The organism is Bradyrhizobium sp. CCBAU 51753, assembly GCF_015291565.1.
GTDB lineage: Bacteria > Pseudomonadota > Alphaproteobacteria > Rhizobiales > Xanthobacteraceae > Bradyrhizobium > Bradyrhizobium ivorense.
In genome coordinates, this window is the sequence record NZ_CP030037.1 from 127554 (window position 1) to 149415 (window position 21862).

A 21862-nucleotide genomic window follows, 5' to 3' on the forward strand; every position below is an offset into this window, starting at 1 on the left:
CTTAGTCCGAAGACGATGTACACGTCTTGACGAATGAGAAATTTGGGCTAGAGGCGGAATTCCTCGCCAAGGTAAAGCCGGCGTACATCCGGATCGCTAACGATCTCTTCCGGACTGCCCTCAGTCAAGATCTCTCCGGCATAGACGATATAGGCGCGGTCGGTCAGGCCGAGCGTTTCGCGGACGTTGTGGTCGGTGATCAAGACGCCGATGCCGCGGTTGGTCAGGTGGCGCACCAGATCCTGGATGTCGCCGACTGCGATCGGATCGATGCCGGCGAACGGCTCGTCGAGCAGCATGTAATTCGGGCGGGTTGCGAGCGCGCGGGCGATCTCGACGCGGCGGCGCTCGCCGCCGGACAGCGCGATCGACGGGCTCTTGCGCAGCCGTGTGATGTTGAACTCGTCGAGCAGCGAATCGAGCTCGTGCTCGCGCTTCTTCTTCGAGGGTTCGACCACCTCGAGCACCGCGCGAATATTCTGCTCGACGGACAGGCCGCGGAAGATCGAGGCTTCCTGCGGCAGATAGCCGATGCCGAGGCGGGCGCGCTGGTACATCGGCAGCTTGGTGACGTCATGGCCATCGAGCTCGATGGCGCCGCGATCGGCCTTGATCAGGCCGGTGATCATGTAGAACACGGTGGTCTTGCCGGCGCCGTTCGGCCCGAGCAGGCCGACGGCTTCGCCCCGGCGCACATAGATGCTGACGCCGCGCACCACCTGGCGGCTGCCAAAACTCTTTTCCACGCTATGCACAGCCAGGTAGCCCGGCCGCTTGATCAGCTGCGGGGCGGCCGCGGCCTTCTGGGCGGCTCTGGGACGCGCCGGCGCGGGCGCCGGGGCCGCCGGCGCGGACCGCTGCAGCTCGACGCCGGGGACCGGGGCGGCACGCGCCATCGGCGGCGCATCGCGCACCGGGCTCGTCAGCATATCGCCGAAGGAATCGCCGAGCGCGGTGATGTCGTCGTGCGAGCGCGCAAAGCCGGGACTGCGTTTCGCAGGGCGCCGCCGGAACATGCCGAGTAAATCCACCATCCCCGCTTCGCTTCAGCCTCTTACGGTGATCCCGCGACACAAGCATGAAGCGCGTTTGCGCAAGAGATCATGCTCGAACAATGACGCAAAGCGCGGCGACGCGCCTTGAAATGAGTGGATGCCCCTGGCCCGGCCAACATCACAATCCCCTCGGGTCCGCCCGGGCCGCTGCAGTAGATACAGTCTCACCCCGCGCGCTTCAACCTCGGGCTCGCGGGTTATTGTCTAACATATTGATTTATTGAGCGTTACTTTGCCTTTCCGGAGGCCGCCAAGGGCACCGAGGGGGCCGCGCCGGCCGGCGTGCCGCAATCCTGTCCCCCACCGCCCGTGGTCGCCGTCACCTTGCCCGTGCCGGTCTCGGAGTCCACGCGGGAGACGCCGGTGGTCATGTCGACCCGCAGGCGGTCGCCGCGCAGCACATTGCTGCATTGGGTCAGTACCACCTGGACGCCGCCGCCGCCGAGCACGGTGATCAAATTGGCCTTGGCGTCGAAGATCGCGGTCTCGCCGGTGACGGTCTGATCCTTCTGGGTGACGACGACACTGCCCTTCGCCTCCAGCCGCTTGATCGACGAGCTGCCGCCGGGGCCGGGCGGAGGAGCGGGCGTGCCCGATTGGGTCGGCGCGGCCTTTGCGCTCTTGTCTCCCTTGGCACCCTTGGTGTCGGCCAGTGTGGACGGCTGCGCGGCCTTGTCCTCGTAGAACACCACCAGCACCTTCGAGGTCATGGTGGTGTCGCCCTGCACCACCTTCACATTGCCGGAGAAGGTGGCCTCCTTCTTCTTGTCGCGCATTTCGAGAATGGCGGCCTCGATCCGTACTGGCTGGTCGCGATTTTGCACAAAGCCTTGCATGGCGTTGGGCGTTGAGCCCGCGCCCTGTCCAAAGGCCTCATCGAGGACGATCGGCGCGACAACGATGGCCGCCATCGCGAAGACCCGCGACAGGAGCGCCGTCATTGTCGATCCTCTGGCCATGCCACGCCGCCTTTACTTCGGCTTGCCCGGAACCGGAACGAGCGATGGAAGCGCCGGACTTGCGCCCGGGGCAGCGGGCGTTCCGCAACCGCCCCCTTGATCCTTGTCGGTGTGGATGAACAGGCCCTGCACCTTGCCGTTATCGGCCTCGACGCGTGAGACGCCGGTCGTCATGTCGACCAGCAGACGGTCGCCGCGCAGCACGTTCTGGCATTGGGTCAGCACCACCTGGACGCCAGCGCCGCCGAGCATGGTGATCAGGTTGTTCTTGGTGTCGAAGATCGCGGTCTCGCCGGTGACGACCTGATCCTTCTGGGTGACGACGACGTTGCCCTTCGCCTCGAGCCGCTTGATCGAGGAGGCGCCGCCGGGGCCGGGCTTCGCCGACTGCATGGGAGCAGCGCCCTTCGCTCCCTTCGCCGGCTTGGCCGGCGCCTGGGATTTGCTGTCCTCGTAGAACACGTCGAGCGTCTTCGAGGTCATCGTGGTGTCGCCCTGCACGACCTTCACATTGCCGGCGAAGGTCGCCTCCTTCTTCTGGTCACGCATCTCGAGCGTCGCGGCCTCGATCTGGATCGGCTGGTCGCGGTTCTGTGTGAAGCCCTGCATGGCGTTGGGGACGCCGCTCATCTTGCCCTGCGCGGAGGCAGAGCCGGCGGCGAACAGCGCAAACAGGAAGGCGGCAATGGCTGCGCCGCGCGGAAAAAATTGCATGATCGAAATCATTTCGGGTTGGCGGATTTGCGCGCCTTCTGCTGCGGCGGCGGCGCTGGCTGCGGTGGCGGTGCGGGCTCGGCCGGCGGACTGTCGCCGAGCTTGTCCAGATTCATCACCACATTGCCCTCGAACCGCACCAGCTCGCCGCTGTTGAAGATCCTGAGCTTGTCGGCGGTCAGCGTGCCGTCGAGCAGCTTGACGTCGACATGCTCGTCCGACGAGACGTTGCCCTTGTTGATGTCGACGAAGGCCTGGGTCATCTTCGCCTCATAGCCGGTCGACGATTGCAGGAAGATGTCCTGGCGCAGGTCGAGCAGCTGCTTCTTGTTGTCGAAGAAGCCGGTGCGCGCATCCATGACAACAGTGGTCTGATCCTCCATCGCCACCTTGGCGCGGATCGTCTTCAGCTCGACATGGTCAGGGTCGGTGACGTCCTGGATCGCGGCCTTGGCCCACATCTCATAGGGCCGGCCGTCGTTGGAGAAGCCGGAGAGATGCGGCGATTCCATCGTGATCTTGGTGCCGGACACCACGAGGTTGTCCATCTCGAGCGGCAGCTTGGGGATCACGTCGTGGAACGGGTTGTAGACCGAGATGAAGATGATCGTCCCCATCGCCAGCCCCACCGCCGCAGGCACCGCGACGCGCAGGATTCGCACCATGCGGCTATGCCGCGCGGCGGCGGCAAAGCGCGCCTCGAGGCCCGCGACATAGGCTGGATTCTGAACCGAACTCACCGCAGCTCCGATTTCACCGCAGCTCTAAGGGCGCGAAATTGCTGCCCATTGTACCTTTAGCGATCCGAATATGCAGCTGGACCTCGCGTCGCGCCCCCAAGACGGGCTTCAAAACCGACCTCGCGTCAACAGTTTGTCCGAAACGGGGCGGAACCGGCCGCCGGTGACGGAAATCGCCATCCATCATGAATGGGCGAAAATGTCCTCTTCCTCCCAGCCGTTGAGATCGAGCCGGGCGCGGGTGGGCAGGAATTCGAAACAGGCTTTTGCCAGGTCGGTCCGCCCCTCGCGCGCCAGCATGACGTCGAGCCTGTCGCGCAGCGCATGCAGATGCAGCACGTCGGAGGCGGCGTAGGCGAGCTGGGCGTCGTTGAGACCGGGCGCGCCCCAGTCGCTCGACTGCTGCTGCTTCGACAGTTCGATGTTCAGGACCTCACGTACCAGGTCCTTGAGGCCGTGGCGGTCGGTATAGGTGCGGGACAGCCGCGAGGCGATCTTGGTGCAATAGACCGGCTGCGGCATCACCCCGAAGGTGTTGTAGAGCACCGCGACGTCGAAGCGCGCGAAATGGAAGATCTTGGTGATCGCAGGGTTGGCGAGCAGCGCCTTCAGATTCGGCGAATGGGTGTGGCCCTTCGGAATCTGGATCACATCGGCGGTGCCGTCGCCGTTCGACATCTGCACCACGCAGAGCCGGTCGCGATGCGGATTGAGCCCCATGGTCTCGGTGTCGATCGCAACCGATTCGGTATAGCGGGACAGATCGGGCAGATCGCCATGGTGCAAGCGGATAGTCATGTAACAGGTGCCTCGGGTCTTGGTCGGTTCTTGGGCCGATTGTTGGGTCGATTCGAGGGGGGACACTAGCCCCCAAATGTCAGGGAAGCGAGCGGATAGGCAGCCTTCGGGCGCCTGAACCGCGGCTTTCGCCGCGGTTTTGCTCATATCCCGAAACGGCGGTCCAGGGCGAGCAGGAACATCAGCACAACCCGGTGCCGATCGGCCACAGCCCGTATTTTTGCGCCCCGACAGCGGTGCAATCGCCTCCCGTCCACCCTATCTGAGCCCGGCACCCCGCATACCACGAAATGAGTCGCATGACGGACCAGACCATCGCCGCGCCGATCGAGGAGCCGCAGGAACGCGGCTTCTCGCGCTACCAATCATTCCTCATTGCGCTGCTGGCGCTGACGCAGTTCACGCTGATCCTCGACTTCATCATCATGTCGCCGCTCGGCGCCATCCTGATGCCGGCGCTCAACATCACGGCCGGGCAGTTCGGCGTCGCGGTGTCCGCCTACGCCTTCGCCGCCGGCATCTCCGGCATCCTTGCCGCCGGCTTTGCCGATCGCTTCGACCGCAAGCGGCTGCTGCTGTTTTTCTATGTCGGCTTCACCGTCGGCACCGCGCTGTGCGCGCTGGCGCAGGATTTCCATGTGCTGCTGGCGGGGCGGATCGTCACCGGACTGTTCGCCGGCGTAATCGGCTCGGTGGTGCTCGCCATCGTCGCCGACCTGTTCCCGCTGCATCTGCGCGGCCGCGTGATGGGCTTTGTGCAAACCGCGTTCGCCGCGAGCCAGGTGCTCGGCGTTCCCGCCGGGCTGTTTCTGGCCAACCATTGGAACTGGCACGTCTGCTTCGTGGCCATCGTCGCGCTCTCGCTCGCCGTGATCGCGGCAATCGCGCTGGTGATGCAGCCGGTCGACGCGCATCTCAAGCTGCAGCACGACAGCAATCCGTTCCGCCACCTGATCGCGACCATCGGCGAGCCGCGCTACACGCTGGCCTTCATGGTGACGACCCTGCTCGCCACCGGCGGCTTCATGTTGATGCCGTTCGGCAGCGCCTTCACCGTGCACAATCTCGGCATCGACATCGTGCATCTGCCGACTATCTATCTGGTCTCCGGCCTGTTCAGCATCGTGATCGGACCGCTGGTCGGGCGCGCCAGCGACGCCTTCGGCAAATATCCGACCTTCGTGTTCGGCAGCGTGGTGTCGATCATCATGGTGCTGATCTACACCAATCTCGGTCACGTCTCGCTGCTGACCGCGATCGTGGTCAACGTGCTGATGTTCGTCGGCATCTTCTCGCGCATGATCCCGTCGCAGGCGCTGATGACCGCGATCCCCGACGCCAGCCAGCGTGGCTCCTTCAACGCGGTCTCCGCCTCGGTGCAGCAGCTCTCCGGCGGCCTCGGCTCAGTGGTCGCCGCCGCGCTCGTCGCCGAAGCCGCCGACGGCTCGCTCGTGCATTTCGACCGCATCGGCTACGTCGTCGTGACGACGTCGATCATCTCGATGACCGCGATGTATTTTGTGCAGAAGCAGGTGGCGAAGCGCAGCGGCCGGCGGATGGTGTGAGGGCGGAAAATGCCATCGGAAGCGTTCGGATCGGTCAACCGTTCAGCAGCGCGGCCATCCGATCCCGACCGATGATGTTGGGGTCCGGCGGCAATCTCTGGCCGTCGAGTTCGGCCAGCCTTGCGGCGACGCGCGGCCTGGCAAGGACCTCCTGTGGAAGTGCAAGGCACATTGCGATCTCGATCGCGCCACGCAGCACGTCAGCGTCTTGCGCAGCAGCCGCGAAAAACCTGGCCATCACCGGATTCGGTGCCGGCATCGGCAGCCCCTGCTCCAGAGCGTTCATCTCGGCCACCCGCGCGCGGTCGGCGGCGATCTGGTTTCGATAGAATGGAGCAACCTGGCGTTCGGTTTCCGCATCGTATTCCTGCGCGAAGGCGAGCGGATCGTTGATGTGCCGGCGCGCAACGTCACGGAGCACCTGGGCGTGCAGCAGGCCGACGCTCAAGCCGCGTCCCGCGGACGGATTGGTGCATGCCCATGCATCACCCACCACAGCAAAACCCGTGATGACAGGCTGGCCATCGACCATGAGCCGCCGATAACGGTCGAGAACGCCCGCCAGCAGGAGGACGGGCGTGATCGGCTCCCCGTCGAGCCAGTGGGCCTGCCGTGAGCATGCCGAGACGACGCGATGGAATGTGGCCGTATCGCGCAAGGCCCGCATCGCCTTGTTTTTCGACGAGGTGTACAGGGTGACCGACCATGTGTCGTTGTCCCCATCCAGCGTCAGGATCGAGAACAGGCCCATCGGCGTGAGCGCGCGTCCTATCCTGCGAGGCCGGCGCTGCCCCGAGAAATAGCGCGTGAAGTAGACGAAGTTGCTGTCCTCCGCTTCCTCGATCGCGCCGCGGCCTCCCGCATTGACGATCCATTCGCAGGCTTGGCTTCGCCGCCCCATCGCGTCGATGACCAGATCACCACGAATCTCCTCGCCGGCCGTCGTGCGTACGCCTGAAACGTGCGGCACCCCGGAGACGGCCGACGCGCCCGCGATCAATTCACGAACCTTGGTCCCCCGACGGATGGTTACATTGGGCGCGGCTTGCGCCATCGTCGCGACGGCCCATTCAATGATCGGCCTGCGACCGGTGACGAAACGTATCGCCTCGTCGGTCGGGCGTGGCGTCCGGTCCGTCATGGTGGGAGGCAGGCTGTCGAGAAAGTCTACCCAGACGCAGCCGGCCCCGAGCAGGACATCGGTCAATCCCGGCAGCTCCTGATCGCTGATCATCCGGAATCGCGAACTGAGATTGTGGGGTTGCCTGAATTGGGCAACTCCGGGGCGTTCCCAGGAGCCCCATCCCTCCACAGGGGTGGTAGGTCGATCTGCGTGGTCGGCCTCCAGGACCGTGACGTCGTGGCCGTCGCGACCAAGCATGGCCGCTGCACACAACCCGATCACGCCGCCACCGCAAATGAGGACCCTGCTCATCGCTTCCTCCTGGTTGTTCAAGCTTGGCGAACGCGGAAGGGTGAAATCGTCGTGGCCGGCTCCGTCTTCGTTCCGGCTGCGCATTACTCTTCGGGCGGACCGGAATTGCTCAAGACATAGGTCGGTGCGGGGAACCGGAGGTTCACAGCTCACAGGCGTCACTGGCGACGGCAGGTGGTGATCGGCCGAAGCGTGCCGCGTCCCTGCCAAGCTCGGTGGCTCGCCCAACCCGCGGCGGGTTACGGCTTCGCCTCACCCGCCCTACGGATCGTCAGCGATTTCAATCGCTTGAAAAGGGAGTGGTGCCCAGGAAAGGACTCGAACCTTCACGGCCGTGAAGCCACTGGCACCTGAAGCCAGCGCGTCTACCAATTCCGCCACCTGGGCACGTGGGGCGCTCTGTAAGGATCGGTGACGCGCTTGTCAAATTCGCGATTGGAAAATCAAATACGCTGTACAGGATGAGACCGATGGCGTATCGCCAAACGGCTAACTCCCGTTAATAACTCTCGAATCCGGCAGGAATTTACCCCCATGGCATCGAACCTGGACACCACAGTCACGGTCTTCGGCGGATCGGGTTTTCTGGGGCGGAATGTGGTCCGGGCGCTGTGCAAGCGGGATTACCGCGTCCGCGTCGCGGTGCGGCGGCCGGAGCTGGCCGGCCATCTGCAGCCGCTCGGCCGGGTCGGGCAGATCCATGCCGTCCAGGCCAATGTGCGCTACCCGGCTTCGGTCGAGGCGGCGATGCGTGGTTCGCAGGTCGCCATCAATCTGGTCGGCATCCTGGCCGAGGGCGGCGGGCAGACCTTTGAGGCGGTGCAGGTGAAGGGCGCCGAGGCGGTCGCCAAGGCGGCGGCGGCCGCGGGCGCCCGAATGGTCCATGTTTCGGCGATCGGCGCCGACAAGGATTCGACCTCTGGCTACTACCGCGCCAAGGCCGGCGGCGAGGCGGCCGTGCATGCGGCCCTGCCCTCGGCCACCATCATCCGGCCGTCGCTGCTGTTCGGGCCCGAGGACCAGTTCACCAACCGCTTTGCGGCGTTGGCGCGGTTCTCGCCGGTGCTGCCGCTGGTCGGCGGCGGGGTCAACAGGCTGCAGCCCACCTATGTCGCCGACGTCGCGCGGGTGGTGGCCGATGCCGTGGACGGCAAGGCCAAGGCGGGCGCCACCTATGAACTCGGCGGACCGGAAGTGCTGACCATGCGCGAGGTGATGGAGATCATCCAGCAGATCACCCAGCGCGACCGCATGCTGGTGCCGCTGCCATTCGGCCTCGCCAAGTTCCAGTCGTACGTCCTGCAATTCGCGCCCGGCGCGTTCAAGCTGACGCCGGACCAGGTCGAGATGCTGCGCGCCGACAATGTGGTGTCGGAGGCCGCGACCGCGGCCGGCCTCACCTATGCCGGGCTCGGCATCACGCCCGATTCGATGGAAGCGGTAGCCCCGCAATATCTCTGGCGCTACCGCGCCTCGGGCCAGTTCCAGAAGAAGAGCGCGTAGCGTGCTCGCCGCGTCGGCGGTGTGCTCCCTCGCCCCGCTCTTGCGGAGAGAGGCGTAGGCGGCCTACGGCCGCCGTCCTCCCTTCATAAGAACGCCGATGCGAAGCATCGGCTATGGGGTGAGGGGCCGACTCCGCAAATTGGATGCACGTGAGTTCGCGGTGAGTCCCCCTCACCCGAAACTCAAGCTGCGCTTGAGTTTCGACCTCTCCCCGCAGGCGGGGCGAGGTGAAGCGGCGTCCGTGGCGCTTACCGTCCCATCGCCAGCGCGATCAGGCCGAGCGTACCGACGATCACGCGCCACCAGGCGAAGAACGTAAAGCCGCGGCGGGTGACGAAGTTGAGGAATGCCCGCACCACGATCATCGCGGTGATGAACGACACCACGAACCCGACCGCGATGACGCTGAGATTGTCGGTCGTGAAGTCGCCGCGGTTCTTGTAGAAATCATAGGCGAACGCGCCGACCATGGTCGGGATCGCGAGGAAGAACGAGAACTCCGCTGCCGAGCGCTTGTCGGCGCCGAGCAGCATCGCCGCCACGATGCTGGCGCCGGAGCGCGACACGCCGGGGATCATCGCGACGCACTGCGCGACGCCGATCCAGAAATACATCAGCAGCGGAAATCGCGTCGCGTCGTCCTCATAGACCTTGAGGTCGAGCTGATCGACCCACAGCAGAACGGCGCCGCCGACGATCAGCGTGAAGCACACCACCCACGGATTGAACAAGAATTCCTTGATGTATTTGCCGGCGATCAGGCCAATCACGACGGCGGGCAGGAAGGCCACCAGCACGCCGATCACGAAGCGGCGGTCGTCCGGGTTGGTGAACATGCCGAGCGCCACGCGCCACAATTTGACGAAATAGAGCGCAAGGATCGCGAGGATCGCGCCGAGCTGAATCAGGATCGCAAAGCTTTTCCAGAAATCGCCTTCGCCGAGATTGAAGAAGCGTTCCGCAAGCAGCAGGTGGCCCGTCGAAGACACCGGCAGGAACTCGGTGACGCCCTCGACAATGCCGAGGATCACCGCTCGCAGCATATCCGTCATCATGATCTGGCCTGCCCCTTGTGGAAAACCGCGGTCCTTCTGGACTATCCAGCCATTTGCTGCAATCGCAAAAAAACGGCAAACAAGTGGTTGCCTGATCGATTTGCTGGGCTATAGCGTTTTTGTGACCCGCATCCTGCATGCGGGAGGCTACCGGTTCGCGCGATGACGCGACATAGAGATGATCGGGCACGCCGGCCAAGTGACAGGCTAAGTCACTGGCCGAGTCACAGGTTCAAGCTGCACACAGGTTGATGGTTTCTTAAGCGCGCGAAACTACCAAGGGCTTCATGTATACGCTGTATCATCATCCGTTCTGTCCGCATTCGCGATTCATCCGCCTCGTGCTCGGCGAGTACGGCCTCGATCTTCGCCTTGTGGAGGAGCGGGTCTGGGAGCGGCGCGAGGCGTTTTTGGCGCTCAATCCGGCGGCCACCACGCCGGTGCTGATCGCGGAGGGCTTTCCGCCGATTCCGCAGGCCGCGATCATCGCGGAATATGTCGACGAAGCGCACGGGCTCGATGCCGGCGAACGTCGGCTGCTGCCGACCTCGATGGCCGAGCGCGTCGAAGTGCGCCGGCTGATGGCCTGGTTCAACGAAAAGTTCTTCGAGGAAGCCTCCAACCCGCTGGTGACCGAGCGGATCTACAAGCGCTTCATGAGCGAGGACAATGGCGGCGGGCCGCCGGCGCCCGACGTCATGCGCGCAGCCAAGGTCAATGTGCGCTATCATCTGACCTATATCGGCTGGCTGGCGAAGACGCGGAACTATCTGGCCGGCGACCGCCTGACCTACGCGGATCTCGCCGCCGCAGCGCATCTTTCGGCGATCGACTATTTGGGCGACGTGCCATGGAGCGAGGACGACGCGGCAAAGTCGTGGTACGCGCGGGTGAAATCCCGCCCGTCGTTCCGCCCGCTGCTCAGCGAATGGCTGGCGGGGGTGCCGGCGTCGCGCACCTATGTGGACCTCGACTTCTGAACCAGGCGGTCCGGCTCTCTCCCTCAGATCTCAAGGCCGCGCTGATCCGCGAGGCGCGCGCCCTCGGCTTCGATGCGATCGGCGTCACCGGTCCGGATGCGATCGCGGAGGCCGGCAAGCATTTTCTCGAATTCCTCGGCAGCGGCGGCCATGGCGACATGGACTGGCTCGCGTCTAGCCCCGAACGCCGCACCGATCCGCGCGCGCTGTGGGGCGGCGTGCGCTCGATCGTCATGCTCGGCGTCAATTACGGACCTGATGATGATCCGCTGAATATTCTCGCGCGCCGCGACCGCGGTGCGATCTCGGTCTATGCGCAGGGCGACGACTACCACGACGTGGTCAAGAAGCGGCTGAAGGTTCTGGCGCGCTGGCTCGCCGCCATCAGCGGCGACGACGTCAAGGTGTTCGTCGACACCGCCGCGGTGATGGAGAAGCCGCTGGCGCAGAGCGCGGGCGTCGGCTGGCAGGGGAAGCACACGAACCTAGTATCGCGCGAATTCGGCTCGTGGCTGTTTCTCGGCGCGATCTATTCCGCGACGGAACTGCCGCGCGATGAAGGCGAGGCCGACTATTGCGGCAGCTGCCGCGCCTGCCAGGACATCTGCCCGACCGCGGCGTTTCCGGCGCCCTACCGGCTCGATGCGCGGCGCTGCATCTCGTATCTGACGATCGAGAACAAAGGCCCGATCCCGCACGAATTCCGCAAGGCGATCGGCAACCGCATCTATGGCTGCGACGATTGCCTCGCCGTCTGCCCGTGGAATAAATTCGCGCAAGAGGGACGCGAGCAGAAGCTCGCCGCGCGCGATGCGTTGCGCGCGCCCGGGCTGGCCGATCTCGCGCGGCTCGATGATGCCGCCTTCCGCGCACTGTTCACGAAATCCCCGGTGAAGCGCATCGGCCGCGACCGTTTTATCCGCAATGTGCTGATCGCGATCGGCAACTCCGGTGATGCTGCTCTCGCCGGTGAAGCGCGGCGGTTGCTCGACGACGCAAGCCCGTTGGTGCGAGGCGCCGCGGTGTGGGCATTGTCGCAACTGATGCCGCGCGACGAGTTTACCGCGCTGGCAGCGCGGGCCGGCGGCGAGCCCGATGTGACGGTGCAGCAGGAGTGGCGCGCCGCCGCCTCTTGATTTCAGCGCGCCGTTCCCCTCATGGTCACCGACCATGACAAACCAGCCCTTCTTCTTAAGGCACGGCAATGGCTTCATGCCGACACCGGTTGCCAACGGACCGTGGAGTCCGGAATCCCTGCACGGCCGCGTCGTGATCGGCCTGCTCGCCTTCGTCATCGAGGAGCGCCACGGCTCCGACGATTTCGTGCCCGCACGGCTGACGGTCGACATGTTCCGGCTGCCCAACATCACGACGCCGATCGAGGTGACGACGAAGCTGGTGCGCGACGGCCTGCGCATCAAGCTGATCGAGGCCGAATTCTTTTCCGGCGGCACCAGCATGGCACGCGCCTCCTGCCAGTTGTTGCGCCGGACGGAAAATGCACCGGGCAATGTCTGGTCGCCACCGAACTGGGAGGTGCCGGCACCATCGGACATTCCGAAGCCGGCCGATCCCCGGCTCGGCATGAACGGCAAATGGGAGACGCGGCCGATCATCGGCCACATGGGCTCGCTCGGCGCGCGCCGGCTCTGGATGAGCGAGGTGCGCGAGCTGGTCGAGGGCGTGCCGATGACGCCGTTCGTCCATGTCGCCACCGGCGCCGACTTCGCCAGCCCGTTCGCCAATGCCGGCGACCAGGGGCTCGGCTACATCAACAGCGACGTCACGATCTATCTGCACCGCCTGCCGGTGACGCGGTGGATCGGCTTCGAGGTGGTGAACCACCACGCGAGCGATGGCGTCGCGATCGGCGAGTGCTGGCTCTACGACGAGCAGGGCCCGATCGGCACCTCGACGGTCGCCGCGCTGGCGCAGCGCCGGCCGATGACCAATCCGCCGCCGCCGTAAGTTCTCCCGCCGTCATTGCGAGCGAAGCGAAGCAATCCATGCTTCCGCGTATGCGGACCGATGGATTGCTTCGTCGCTCGGCTCCTCGCAATGACGGTGAATTACTAGGCCAAATGCCGCTTCATCTCCGGCCGCGCCCGCAGCTCCGCGCCCTGCTTGCCGACGATCTTGGCGATCCGCTCCGGCGCAAAATTCAGGTCGACGAACGCCGGCGCGGTGTTGGCGACCTCGTGATACTCCGCGATCCTGCCGTCGCGCAGCCGCAGGATCGCGACGCCCTCGAACATCGCACGGGCGCCCTTCGCCTCCGGCAGGGTCGAGCGATAGCTGAACGTGTAGCGCGCGTAGAGCGTCGTGCCGTCGCTGACGGGATCGTGCATGTCCCAGCGGAAATCGGTCGCGGTCCGGTAGAACCAGTCGTCGATCATCTCGGCGATTCGTTCGTGGCCCTTGAACGCGCCGTAAAACACGTCGTGATAGACGCCGTCCTCGCTGAACAGTTTTGCAAACGCCTTGCCGTCGCGCTGCTCGACCGCGTCGCAGAACGCGCGCAGCATTGTTGTGGTTTCCATTGACGGTTCTCCCTGTGAGAGGAGCTTACCCGATCTCCGCCACTGCGGCGATGATCCGCGCGATGTCCTGCGGGCGCGACAGGCGGTGGTCGCCGTCCTGGATCATGGTCAGCACCACGTCCTCGGCCGGCAGCCGGTGCACCAGCGCGAAGGCGTGCTTCCACGGCACGTCCGGATCCTGCGCGCCCTGCAGGATGCGCACCGGGCAGCCGACATCGATCTTGCTGCCGAGCAGGAGGTGGTTGCGGCCCTCCTCGATCAGGGCGCGGGTGATCGGATACGGCGAGCCGTCGCCATAGTCCGACGGCCGCAGCCAGAGGCCCTTCGTCTCGATTTCGGCGCGGATTTCGGGCGAAAAGCCCTTCCACATCAGTTCCTCGGTGAAGTCAGGCGCCGGCGCGATCAGCACCAGGCCGGCGAGCGAGGCCTGCCCCTCTCCGCGCCGCGCGATCTCGCGCGCCAAGAGCAGCGCCATCCAGCCGCCCATCGAGGAACCGATCAGCACCTGCGGCCCGCGGCAGAATTGCGTAAACACCGCGACACTCTCCTCGAGCCAGCGGCCGATCGTGCCGTCGGCAAAATCCCCGGAGGATTCGCCATGGCCGGAATAGTCGAACCGGACCGAGCTGCGGCCGTGCTCGGCGGCCCAGGCATCGAGCGCCAGCGCCTTGGTGCCCTGCATGTCGGATTTGAACCCGCCGAGCCAGACCAGCCCCGGCGCGCCACTTGCGCTGCCGGGGGCACCACTTGCGCTCCCCGGGCCGCGGGCGGCGCGGGCGCGCACCGCGATCCGCCGCTTGTGATCGCCCTCGCCGACCTCGATGAAAGCGGGTTCCTGGTTGGCTGCGGCAGTTTGGGTTGTCGGCTCAGTCATTTGGGTCGGTCACTCGGGTGTCAGGGATTTGGTTTTCAATCGTCCGCTGGCACCGGTCAACGGCTGCGTCCGACGCCTTGCGGAGTGCGCGCACCCGCTATATGTGCCGTGCGTGGCCAAAATGCCTCGCATTTGACGGTTTTGCCGCGTAATCAGCGAGTTCGCTTGCCCGTTGCAACGTCTTGCTACAAAATATCCGCCTTCCCTTTCACAACTTTGGAGAGTTACCCATTCGCCGTCCCAATAGAGCCCCGCCCGCAGTCGCCAAAGATGGGCCGCGCACCAATGATGACATCCGCAACGCGCAGATCCAGCTGATCGATCAGGATGGTGTCAACAAAGGCACCGTCGAGACAATGGTGGCCATCAAGATGGCCATGGAAGCTGGCATGGATCTCGTCGAGATTTCGCCGAACACCAGTCCGCCGGTCTGCAAGATCATGGACTACGGCAAGTACAAATATTCCGCGCAGAAGAAGGCCGCCGAAGCCCGCAAGAAGCAGAAGGTCGTCGAGATCAAGGAGATCAAGCTCCGCCCGATGATCGACGATCACGACTATGACGTGAAGATGCGCGCTATGCAGCGCTTCTTCGAGGAAGGCGACAAGGTCAAGATCACCTTGCGCTACCGCGGTCGTGAGATGGCGCACCAGGAGATCGGCACCAAGCTCTTGGACAAGGTGAAGGCCGATGTCGCCGAGTTCGCCAAGGTCGAGCAGGACGCAAGGTTCGAAGGCCGCCAGGTCGTGATGGTGCTGGCGCCGCGCTAGGTTCGCGTTAGTCGGATTGCTGAGAATGGAGCGGCCCGCTGGATCGGCGGGCTGTTTCGTTTCCGTACCCACCTCCCCTTGAAAAGGGGAGGTCGCTTTGCTCGCCAGAGCAAAGCGGGTGGGGATCTGCTCTCTCCTCCGACACCACCGCCGCGGCCTGACCCCCATCCCGACCTTCCCCCTTTCAGGGGGAAGGAGAAGAGGGAGCCGGTTGCTGGCCGCCGAGCATTGCAAAACCGCGCTTCCTCTGTCATAAGCCGGGCCTTCGCCGCCCGGCTGATCAAGGGCTGCCGTGGCGACGTTCAGTGCAGGTTCGTCCAATTCGGGAAAAACCTTAGCACTATCAACGCTCTAACGAGCATTTTAGCCGGCCGAACGCCTTTCGGGGCGATTTTTGTGTTGTGCGACAGGAGAGCCAAATGCCCAAGTTGAAGACCAAATCGGGCGCTAAAAAGCGCTTCAAGGTGACGGCCACCGGCAAAGTCATGCACGCCCAGCGCGGCAAGCGCCACGGTATGATCAAGCGGACCAAGAAGCAGATCCGTCAGCTCCGCGGCACCCGCGTGCTGTTCAAGACCGACGGCGACAACGTCAAGAAGTACTTCTTGCCGAACGCCTGATCGCAGCTGCTTGAAACCGGCCCGCGTCCGCGCGAGGCCCCCGTCATCACTTCATAGATCTCAAGGATTTCCGTCATGTCTCGCGTCAAACGCGGTGTGACCGCTCACGCCAAGCACAAGAAAGTCTACAAGGCCGCCAAGGGCTATTACGGCCGCCGCAAGAACACGATCCGCGTCGCCAAGCAGGCGGTCGAAAAGGCCGGCCAGTACGCCTTCCGCGACCGCAAGCGCAAGAAGCGCACCTTCCGCGCGCTCTGGATCCAGCGCCTTAACGCCGCCGTCCGTCCGTTCGGCATGACCTACAGCGTGTTTATCAACGGCCTGTCCAAGTCGGGCATTACCGTCGACCGCAAGGTGCTGTCGGATCTCGCGATCCACGAGCCGGCTGCGTTCCAGGCGATCGCCGAGAAGGCCAAGGCCGCGCTGGCCGCCTGATCTCTCGCGCCCGCTAGCGGGCCTTCGAGCCCGCTTTCAGCGCCTTCTGCGAATAGCGCTGCGACACCTCGGCCCGGCAGAATGCCGTGAACGAGCGGTACATGGTGCCGCTCTCGTTGCGGTATTTGCGATCACAGCGGCCGAGCTCGCCCGCATAGGTCTTCTTCTGCGCGCCCTTCAGGCCGGACAGGAAGTCCGCCTCGCACTTCTTCTCGACGGCCTCGCCGAGCTGGACGTCGCCGCTCGCGCCGAATGCGCAGTCCGTGAACAGCTTCATCGCCGCCGCGCATCCCTTGGTGGCGTTGATGGCCTCGACGATCGCGTCCAGCGTCATCGACGTCTCCATGCAGACCGCCGCACGTGCCGGAGATGCGGCGAGCGACAGGACGACGGCAAGGCCAGCCAGCCAGGACCGCAAGTGCATCGCAAATCTCCTCTTCCCCCTTTGGTCCCATCGCGCCGCGAGGGGGTTCAACCGGCCCGCTCGCCGGCCCGAAATGACCGGCTTTTTGCTTGACGTTACCGCCTTCGGGCGGCGACAACCCAGCCCGAATTTGGCAGCACGATCCGGACAAATGGCTCCCGGTTTTCCGATCGGATCGTGCGCCGCTCAAAGCAGGAATTGACCCGTGTCGGACCTCGCAACGCTCGAAAAATCCATCCTCGACCAGATCGCCGCCGCCTCCGACGAGGCCGCCCTCGAGGCGGTGCGCGTCGCCTCCCTCGGCAAGAAGGGCTCGATCTCCGCGCTCCTTGCAACGCTGGGCAAAATGTCGCCGGACGAGCGCAAGACCGAGGGCGCCAAGATCAACCTCGCCAAGGATGCGGTGACGCAGGCGCTCGCGACCCGGCGCGACGTGCTCAAAGCGGCCGCGCTGGATGCACGCCTCGCCGCCGAGACCATCGACGTCACGCTGCCGCTGCGCGACACGCCGGCGGATGCCGGCCGTATCCATCCGCTGAGCCAGGTCTGGGACGAGCTCACCACCATCTTCGCCGACATGGGCTTTGCGGTCGCCGAGGGTCCGGACATCGAGACCGACGACTACAACTTCACAAAACTGAACTTCCCGATCGGCCATCCCGCGCGCGAGATGCACGACACCTTCTTCTTCAATCCGAAGGAGGACGGCTCGCGCATGCTGTTGCGCACCCACACCTCGCCGGTGCAGGTGCGCACCATGCTCACGCAGAAGCCGCCGATCCGCGTGATCTGCCCGGGCCGCACCTACCGCATCGATTCGGACGCGACCCACACGCCGCAATTCCACCAGGTCGAGGGCCTCGTGATCGACAAGGGTTCGCATCTCGGCCACCTCAAATGGATCCTGCACGAGTTCTGCAAGGCGTTCTTCGAGGTCGACCACATCAACATGCGGTTCCGGCCATCGTTCTTCCCGTTCACCGAGCCGTCGCTCGAGGTCGACATCCAGTGCCGCCGCGACAAGGGCGAGATCCGCTTCGGCGAGGGCGAGGACTGGATGGAGATCCTCGGCTGCGGCATGGTGCACCCGAACGTGCTGCGCGCCTGCAACCTCGATCCCGACGTCTACCAGGGCTTTGCCTGGGGCATGGGCATCGACCGCATCGCGATGCTGAAATACGGTATCGCCGATCTCAGGCAGATGTTCGAGAACGACGTCCGCTGGCTCAACCACTACGGCTTCAAGCCGCTGGAGATCCCGACGATCGCGGGAGGGTTGAGCACGTGATGCCGGTCTGCGCTCCCTCAAATGAGAGAGCCGCCACCCCAACCCTCACCCGCAAGCGAGGGAGGGAATGGATGGAGCGTGCGCACGCGTCTCGAATGGACACGAAGACTTCCTCGCCACGAACGGTCGAACTCCCTCTCCCGCTTGCGGGGGAGGGTTGGGGTGGGGGTCTCTCCACAATGGGGCTGGCAATGGTCGATCCCGAGCATCCCGATTGGAAGGTGTCGGAGAAACTCCGATCCAACGCGCGTGCGCTTCGCAAGAACTCGACCGACGTCGAGCGCATCCTTTGGTCCGAGCTGCGCGGCAATCGGCTCAACGGAGCTAGCTTCCGCCGCCAGGTTCCAATCGAGAACTACATCGCCGATTTCATCTGCCACGCCGCAAAGCTCGTCATCGAACTCGACGGTGGCCAGCATTTTTCGGATCAGGGCGAACGTGCTGACGCAGTACGCTCAGCCATTATCGAAGCGAAAGGCTTCAAGGTTCTTCGCTTCAACAACCTCGACGTCCTGAACAATCGAGCAGGCGTCCTCGAAATAATTGCCTCTACCATCGCGGAGAGAGCCCCCACCCTAACCCTCCCCCGCAAGCGGGAGAGGGGATCGGAGAAGCCGTCGTCATGAAGTTCACCCTCTCCTGGCTGAAGGAACATCTCGAGACCGATGAGCCGCTCGATAGGCTCGCCGAGAAGCTCACCATGATCGGGCTCGAGGTCGAGAGCATCGAGGACAAGGCGAAGGCGCTGGCGCCGTTCACCATTGCGCGGGTGATTTCGGCCGAGCAGCATCCGAATGCCGATCGGCTGCGCGTTTGCATGGTCGACACCGGCGACGGCGGGGCGCCGGTGCAGGTGGTGTGCGGCGCGCCGAATGCGCGCGCCGGGCTGATCAGCGTGTTCTCGCCGCCCGGCACCTACATCCCCGGCAAGAACATCACGCTCGGCGTTGGCACTATCAGAGGCGTCGAGAGCCGCGGCATGCTGTGCTCGGCGGCCGAGCTGCAGCTCTCGGAAGATCACGACGGCATCATGGAGCTGCCGGCGGATGCGCCGGTCGGCAAGGGCTTTGTCGAATGGGCGAGGCTCGGCGACCCCGTCATCGAGATCAATCTGACACCGAACCGGCAGGACTGCACCGGCGTGCACGGCATCGCGCGCGATCTCTCCGCCGCAGACATGGGCAAGTTCAGGGATCCCGGGATCAGGCCGATCAAGGGCGAATTCCCCTGCCCGGTGCAGGTGACGGTGGAAGACCCGACGCTCTGCCCCGGCTTCGCGCTGCGCCTGGTGCGCGGGGTGAAGAACGGCCCGTCGCCGGAATGGCTGCAGCAGCGGTTGACCGCGATCGGGCTGCGCCCGATCAACGCGCTGGTCGACATCACCAACTTCATGACCTATGACCGCGCCCGCCCGCTGCACGTGTTCGACGCCAAGAAGGTGCAGGGCAATCTCACCGTCCGCCGCGCCAGGGATGGCGAGACGCTGCTCGCGCTCGACGGCCGCACCTACACGCTCGACAGCAACATCTGCGTCATCGCCGACGAGCACGGCGTCGAGTCGCTCGCCGGCATCATGGGCGGCGAGGCTTCGGGCTGCGACGAGAGCACCACCGATGTGCTGATCGAATCGGCGCTGTGGAACGAGATCAACATCGCCCAGACCGGCCGCAAGCTCGGCATCAACTCCGATGCGCGCTACCGCTTCGAGCGCGGCGTCGATCCGGCCTTCATGGTGCCCGGGCTCGAGCTCGCCACCAAGATGGTGCTGGATCTGTGCGGCGGCACGCCGTCCGAGAACGTCGTGGTCGGCAAGCAGTTCGGCGAGGATCGCGTCATCGACTTCCCGCTCAGCGAGGTGAAGCGGCTCGCCGGCATCGAGGTGCCGCTGGTCGAGGTCAAGCTGATCCTGACCCGGCTCGGCTTCATGCTGGCGGGCGCCGGCCCGGTGGTGAAGATCGCGATCCCGTCCTGGCGCACCGACGTGCAGGGCAAGGCCGACATCGTCGAGGAGATCGTGCGCATCGTCGGCGTCGACAAGGTGCCGATGACGCCGTTCGATCGCGGTGAGGAGCCGCGCAAGCCGGTGCTGACGCCGATCCAGCAGCGCACCCGCCGCGCCAAGCGCGCGCTCGGTGCGCGCGGCCTGGTCGAGGCGGTGACCTGGTCGTTCATCACCAATGACGCGGCAAAACTGTTCGGCGGCGGCCAGGCCGAGCTAGTGCTGGCGAACCCGATCGCGGCCGATCTGTCCGACATGCGGCCGAGCCTGGTGCCGGGCCTGGTCGCGGCAGCGCAGGCCAACATCAACCGCGGCTATCCTGACCTCGCGCTATTCGAGGTCGGTCAGGTGTTCCGCGGCGACCGGCCGGAGGACCAGTTCGTGGCCGCCTCCGGCGTGCGCCATGGCTACGCCTCTTCGACGGGCACCGGACGGCACTGGATCGGCTCCTCGACTGCGGATGCGATGGACGCCAAGGCCGATGCCTTCGCCGTGCTGGCGGCCGCCGGCGCACCGATGCAGGCGTTGCAGATCGTGCCGGGCGGGCCGGCCTGGCTGCACCCGGGCCGCTCCGGCACCATCCAGATCGGTCCGCAGAACGTGCTCGGCTACTTCGGCGAGTTGCATCCGCGCACCGCCGAGGCGCTCGGCGCCGACGGCCCGATGATCGTGTTCGAGATGATCCTCGAGCGCATCCCGGAAGGCAAGCAGAGAGCGACCCGCGCCAAGCCGCCGATCGACCTCTCGACGTTCCAGCCGGTGTCGCGCGACTTCGCCTTCATCGTCGACCGCACCGTCAAGGCCAGCGACATCGTCCGCACCGTGCAGAACCTCGACAAGAAGCTGATCACGGGTGTGACCGTGTTCGACGTCTACGAGGGCAAGGGCATCGATCCCGACAAGAAGTCGATCGCGATCGCGGTGACGATGCAGCCCCGCGACAAGACGATGACCGACCAGGAAATCGACGCCGTCGCGGCTAGGATCGTCGCCGAGGTCACGAAGAAAACCGGCGGCACGCTGCGGGGGTGATGGGGCTACGGGCGATGAGCTTCGTGGATCTATCACCGTCACGAACCCACCTCCGGCACCAATCTATCACCGTCACCCTGAGGTGGCCGCTTCTTCAGCGGCCCTCGAAGGGTCGACGGCCCGACTGTGGGCCGATTCATCCTTCGAGGCTCGCCCAGCGGCGCAAGTGCGCCGCCGGGCGCGCACCTCAGGATGACGGGTCTGATAAGGTTGCGGTCCTATTTGAATCGCCGCTCGAGCGCCGCACAGCAGATCGAGCCTCACGTCCCAGTCCCTCCGCATGACCTCCCTCAGCCTCATCCCCTCCGACATCTCGACCCAGATCGCGCTCGCGATCTGCGCCATCGCCTTTGTCTCCGGCACCGCGCGCGGCTTCTCCGGCTTCGGCTCGGCGCTGATCTTCATGCCGCTGGCGAGCAGCGTCGCAGGGCCGCGACTGGTGGCGGCACTGCTGCTCCTCATCGACTTCGTCGCGGCAACACCGCTGCTGCCGAACGCGTGGAGGCATGCCGACCGCAAGGCGACCGCGGTGATGGTCGCTGGTGCGCTGGTCGGCGTTCCCATTGGCACCTATTTCCTCACCGTGCTCGAGCCCATCACGACGCGCTGGATCATCTCCGGCTTCGTCGCGGCGCTGCTGGTGCTGCTGCTGTCGGGCTGGCGCTACCACGGCAACGAGCATGCCGCGCTCTCGGTCGGCGTCGGCGGCCTCTCCGGCTTCTGCAGCGGTCTCGCGCAAACCGGCGGCCCGCCGATCATCGCTTACTGGCTCGGCCGCCCGATCTCCTCCGTGGTCTCGCGCGCCAATATCGTGCTGTTCTTCGGCGCCTCGGACTTCTTCTCGCTGATCAGCTACTTCTTCACCGGACTGATCACGCTCGAGTCGGTGAAATTCTCACTGATCGTTGGTCCGGTCTACGGCATCGGGGTCTGGTTCGGCGCCGCGCTGTTCGGCAAAGCGAGCGAAAGGGTGTTTCGCGCGATCTGCTATGCGCTGATCGCCGCTGCCGTCATCGTCGGATTGCCGGCGCTTGATGGCATCCTGCGCGGCGGTTAGGGTCGCTCTCAACCGAGAA

At 65.0% G+C, this 21862-nt stretch carries 22 protein-coding genes and 1 tRNA gene; 12 read left to right on the top strand and 11 right to left on the bottom strand.

Annotated features, from left to right (window positions below; genetic code table 11):
- Nucleotides 1-47: 47 nt before the first annotated feature.
- The 5 genes from lptB to XH93_RS00585 form a co-directional block, all read right to left on the bottom strand.
- The gene (gene lptB / locus XH93_RS00565; RefSeq protein WP_139479413.1) at nucleotides 48-1034 is read right to left on the bottom strand and encodes an LPS export ABC transporter ATP-binding protein; all 987 of its coding nucleotides are present in this window, start codon (nucleotides 1032-1034) and stop codon (nucleotides 48-50) included.
- 248 nt (nucleotides 1035-1282) lie between these two features.
- Nucleotides 1283-1996 carry an LptA/OstA family protein gene (locus XH93_RS00570; protein WP_246799454.1) on the bottom strand — a complete coding sequence of 238 codons (714 nt, stop codon included), beginning with the start codon at nucleotides 1994-1996 and terminating at the stop codon, nucleotides 1283-1285.
- 30 nt (nucleotides 1997-2026) lie between these two features.
- On the bottom strand, nucleotides 2027-2728 hold the full coding sequence (locus tag XH93_RS00575; RefSeq protein WP_246799455.1) for an LptA/OstA family protein: 702 nt from the start codon (nucleotides 2726-2728) through the stop codon (nucleotides 2027-2029).
- A gap of 8 nt (nucleotides 2729-2736) precedes the next feature.
- Nucleotides 2737-3468, bottom strand: coding sequence for an LPS export ABC transporter periplasmic protein LptC (gene lptC / locus XH93_RS00580; RefSeq protein ID WP_194471989.1), 732 nt, complete (start codon nucleotides 3466-3468; stop codon nucleotides 2737-2739).
- 183 nt (nucleotides 3469-3651) lie between these two features.
- Entirely contained in the window at nucleotides 3652-4266 is a 615-nt protein-coding gene (locus XH93_RS00585) for a ribonuclease D (protein WP_194471990.1), read from the bottom strand.
- A gap of 299 nt (nucleotides 4267-4565) precedes the next feature.
- On the opposite strand from XH93_RS00585, the gene XH93_RS00590 reads away from it, so the two are divergent.
- Nucleotides 4566-5831, top strand: a complete 1266-nt coding sequence (locus XH93_RS00590) for an MFS transporter (protein ID WP_194471991.1) — start codon at nucleotides 4566-4568, stop codon at nucleotides 5829-5831.
- 34 nt (nucleotides 5832-5865) lie between these two features.
- Here the strand turns inward: XH93_RS00590 and XH93_RS00595 are convergent, their stop codons facing one another.
- Nucleotides 5866-7266: an NAD(P)/FAD-dependent oxidoreductase gene (locus tag XH93_RS00595; protein WP_194471992.1), complete on the bottom strand. Its 1401-nt coding sequence runs from the start codon at nucleotides 7264-7266 to the stop codon at nucleotides 5866-5868.
- Nucleotides 7267-7566: 300 nt separating this feature from the next.
- Nucleotides 7567-7653, bottom strand: a tRNA-Leu gene (locus tag XH93_RS00600).
- A 147-nt stretch (nucleotides 7654-7800) separates the two neighbouring features.
- On the opposite strand from XH93_RS00600, the gene XH93_RS00605 reads away from it, so the two are divergent.
- On the top strand, nucleotides 7801-8769 hold the full coding sequence (locus XH93_RS00605) for a complex I NDUFA9 subunit family protein (protein ID WP_194471993.1): 969 nt from the start codon (nucleotides 7801-7803) through the stop codon (nucleotides 8767-8769).
- Nucleotides 8770-9017: 248 nt separating this feature from the next.
- Here the strand turns inward: XH93_RS00605 and XH93_RS00610 are convergent, their stop codons facing one another.
- Nucleotides 9018-9824, bottom strand: a complete 807-nt coding sequence (locus XH93_RS00610; RefSeq protein ID WP_139479421.1) for an undecaprenyl-diphosphate phosphatase — start codon at nucleotides 9822-9824, stop codon at nucleotides 9018-9020.
- Between the two features lie 287 nt (nucleotides 9825-10111).
- On the opposite strand from XH93_RS00610, the gene XH93_RS00615 reads away from it, so the two are divergent.
- The 3 genes from XH93_RS00615 to XH93_RS00625 are packed head-to-tail and all read left to right on the top strand — an operon-like array spanning nucleotide 10112 to nucleotide 12772.
- Nucleotides 10112-10804 carry a glutathione S-transferase family protein gene (locus tag XH93_RS00615; RefSeq protein WP_139856959.1) on the top strand — a complete coding sequence of 231 codons (693 nt, stop codon included), beginning with the start codon at nucleotides 10112-10114 and terminating at the stop codon, nucleotides 10802-10804.
- The gene (gene queG / locus XH93_RS00620; RefSeq protein WP_194471994.1) at nucleotides 10753-11940 is read left to right on the top strand and encodes a tRNA epoxyqueuosine(34) reductase QueG; all 1188 of its coding nucleotides are present in this window, start codon (nucleotides 10753-10755) and stop codon (nucleotides 11938-11940) included. The genes XH93_RS00615 and queG overlap by 52 nt, the downstream gene beginning before the upstream one ends.
- Before the next feature lie 34 nt (nucleotides 11941-11974).
- Nucleotides 11975-12772, top strand: coding sequence for an acyl-CoA thioesterase domain-containing protein (locus tag XH93_RS00625; RefSeq protein WP_194471995.1), 798 nt, complete (start codon nucleotides 11975-11977; stop codon nucleotides 12770-12772).
- A gap of 104 nt (nucleotides 12773-12876) precedes the next feature.
- Here the strand turns inward: XH93_RS00625 and XH93_RS00630 are convergent, their stop codons facing one another.
- Both XH93_RS00630 and XH93_RS00635 read right to left on the bottom strand, forming a co-directional pair.
- A complete protein-coding gene (locus XH93_RS00630) occupies nucleotides 12877-13344 on the bottom strand; it encodes a nuclear transport factor 2 family protein (RefSeq protein WP_194471996.1) in 468 nt (155 codons plus the stop codon).
- Nucleotides 13345-13369: 25 nt separating this feature from the next.
- Entirely contained in the window at nucleotides 13370-14218 is an 849-nt protein-coding gene (locus XH93_RS00635) for a carboxylesterase (RefSeq protein ID WP_194471997.1), read from the bottom strand.
- A gap of 230 nt (nucleotides 14219-14448) precedes the next feature.
- Between XH93_RS00635 and infC the strand changes: the two genes are divergently transcribed.
- From infC to rplT, 3 genes are all read left to right on the top strand, one after another.
- Nucleotides 14449-14988 carry a translation initiation factor IF-3 gene (gene infC / locus XH93_RS00640; protein ID WP_139479437.1) on the top strand — a complete coding sequence of 180 codons (540 nt, stop codon included), beginning with the start codon at nucleotides 14449-14451 and terminating at the stop codon, nucleotides 14986-14988.
- 419 nt (nucleotides 14989-15407) lie between these two features.
- A complete protein-coding gene (rpmI, locus tag XH93_RS00645; RefSeq protein WP_008539890.1) occupies nucleotides 15408-15608 on the top strand; it encodes a 50S ribosomal protein L35 in 201 nt (66 codons plus the stop codon).
- Between the two features lie 75 nt (nucleotides 15609-15683).
- Entirely contained in the window at nucleotides 15684-16043 is a 360-nt protein-coding gene (gene rplT / locus XH93_RS00650) for a 50S ribosomal protein L20 (protein WP_139479640.1), read from the top strand.
- 13 nt (nucleotides 16044-16056) lie between these two features.
- On the opposite strand, the gene XH93_RS00655 is transcribed toward rplT, so the two are convergent.
- On the bottom strand, nucleotides 16057-16467 hold the full coding sequence (locus tag XH93_RS00655; RefSeq protein ID WP_194471998.1) for a hypothetical protein: 411 nt from the start codon (nucleotides 16465-16467) through the stop codon (nucleotides 16057-16059).
- A gap of 205 nt (nucleotides 16468-16672) precedes the next feature.
- Between XH93_RS00655 and pheS the strand changes: the two genes are divergently transcribed.
- The 4 genes from pheS to XH93_RS00675 all read left to right on the top strand — a co-directional run bounded on the left by pheS (nucleotide 16673) and on the right by XH93_RS00675 (nucleotide 21843).
- Complete coding sequence (pheS, locus tag XH93_RS00660) at nucleotides 16673-17755, top strand: phenylalanine--tRNA ligase subunit alpha (protein WP_139856952.1); 1083 nt, start codon at nucleotides 16673-16675, stop codon at nucleotides 17753-17755.
- A gap of 191 nt (nucleotides 17756-17946) precedes the next feature.
- The gene (locus tag XH93_RS00665) at nucleotides 17947-18381 is read left to right on the top strand and encodes an endonuclease domain-containing protein (RefSeq protein ID WP_194471999.1); all 435 of its coding nucleotides are present in this window, start codon (nucleotides 17947-17949) and stop codon (nucleotides 18379-18381) included.
- A complete protein-coding gene (gene pheT / locus XH93_RS00670) occupies nucleotides 18378-20786 on the top strand; it encodes a phenylalanine--tRNA ligase subunit beta (RefSeq protein ID WP_194472000.1) in 2409 nt (802 codons plus the stop codon). Before XH93_RS00665 ends, pheT begins: the two co-directional genes overlap by 4 nt.
- 280 nt (nucleotides 20787-21066) lie before the next feature.
- A complete protein-coding gene (locus XH93_RS00675) occupies nucleotides 21067-21843 on the top strand; it encodes a sulfite exporter TauE/SafE family protein (RefSeq protein WP_194472001.1) in 777 nt (258 codons plus the stop codon).
- Nucleotides 21844-21862: the final 19 nt, after the last annotated feature.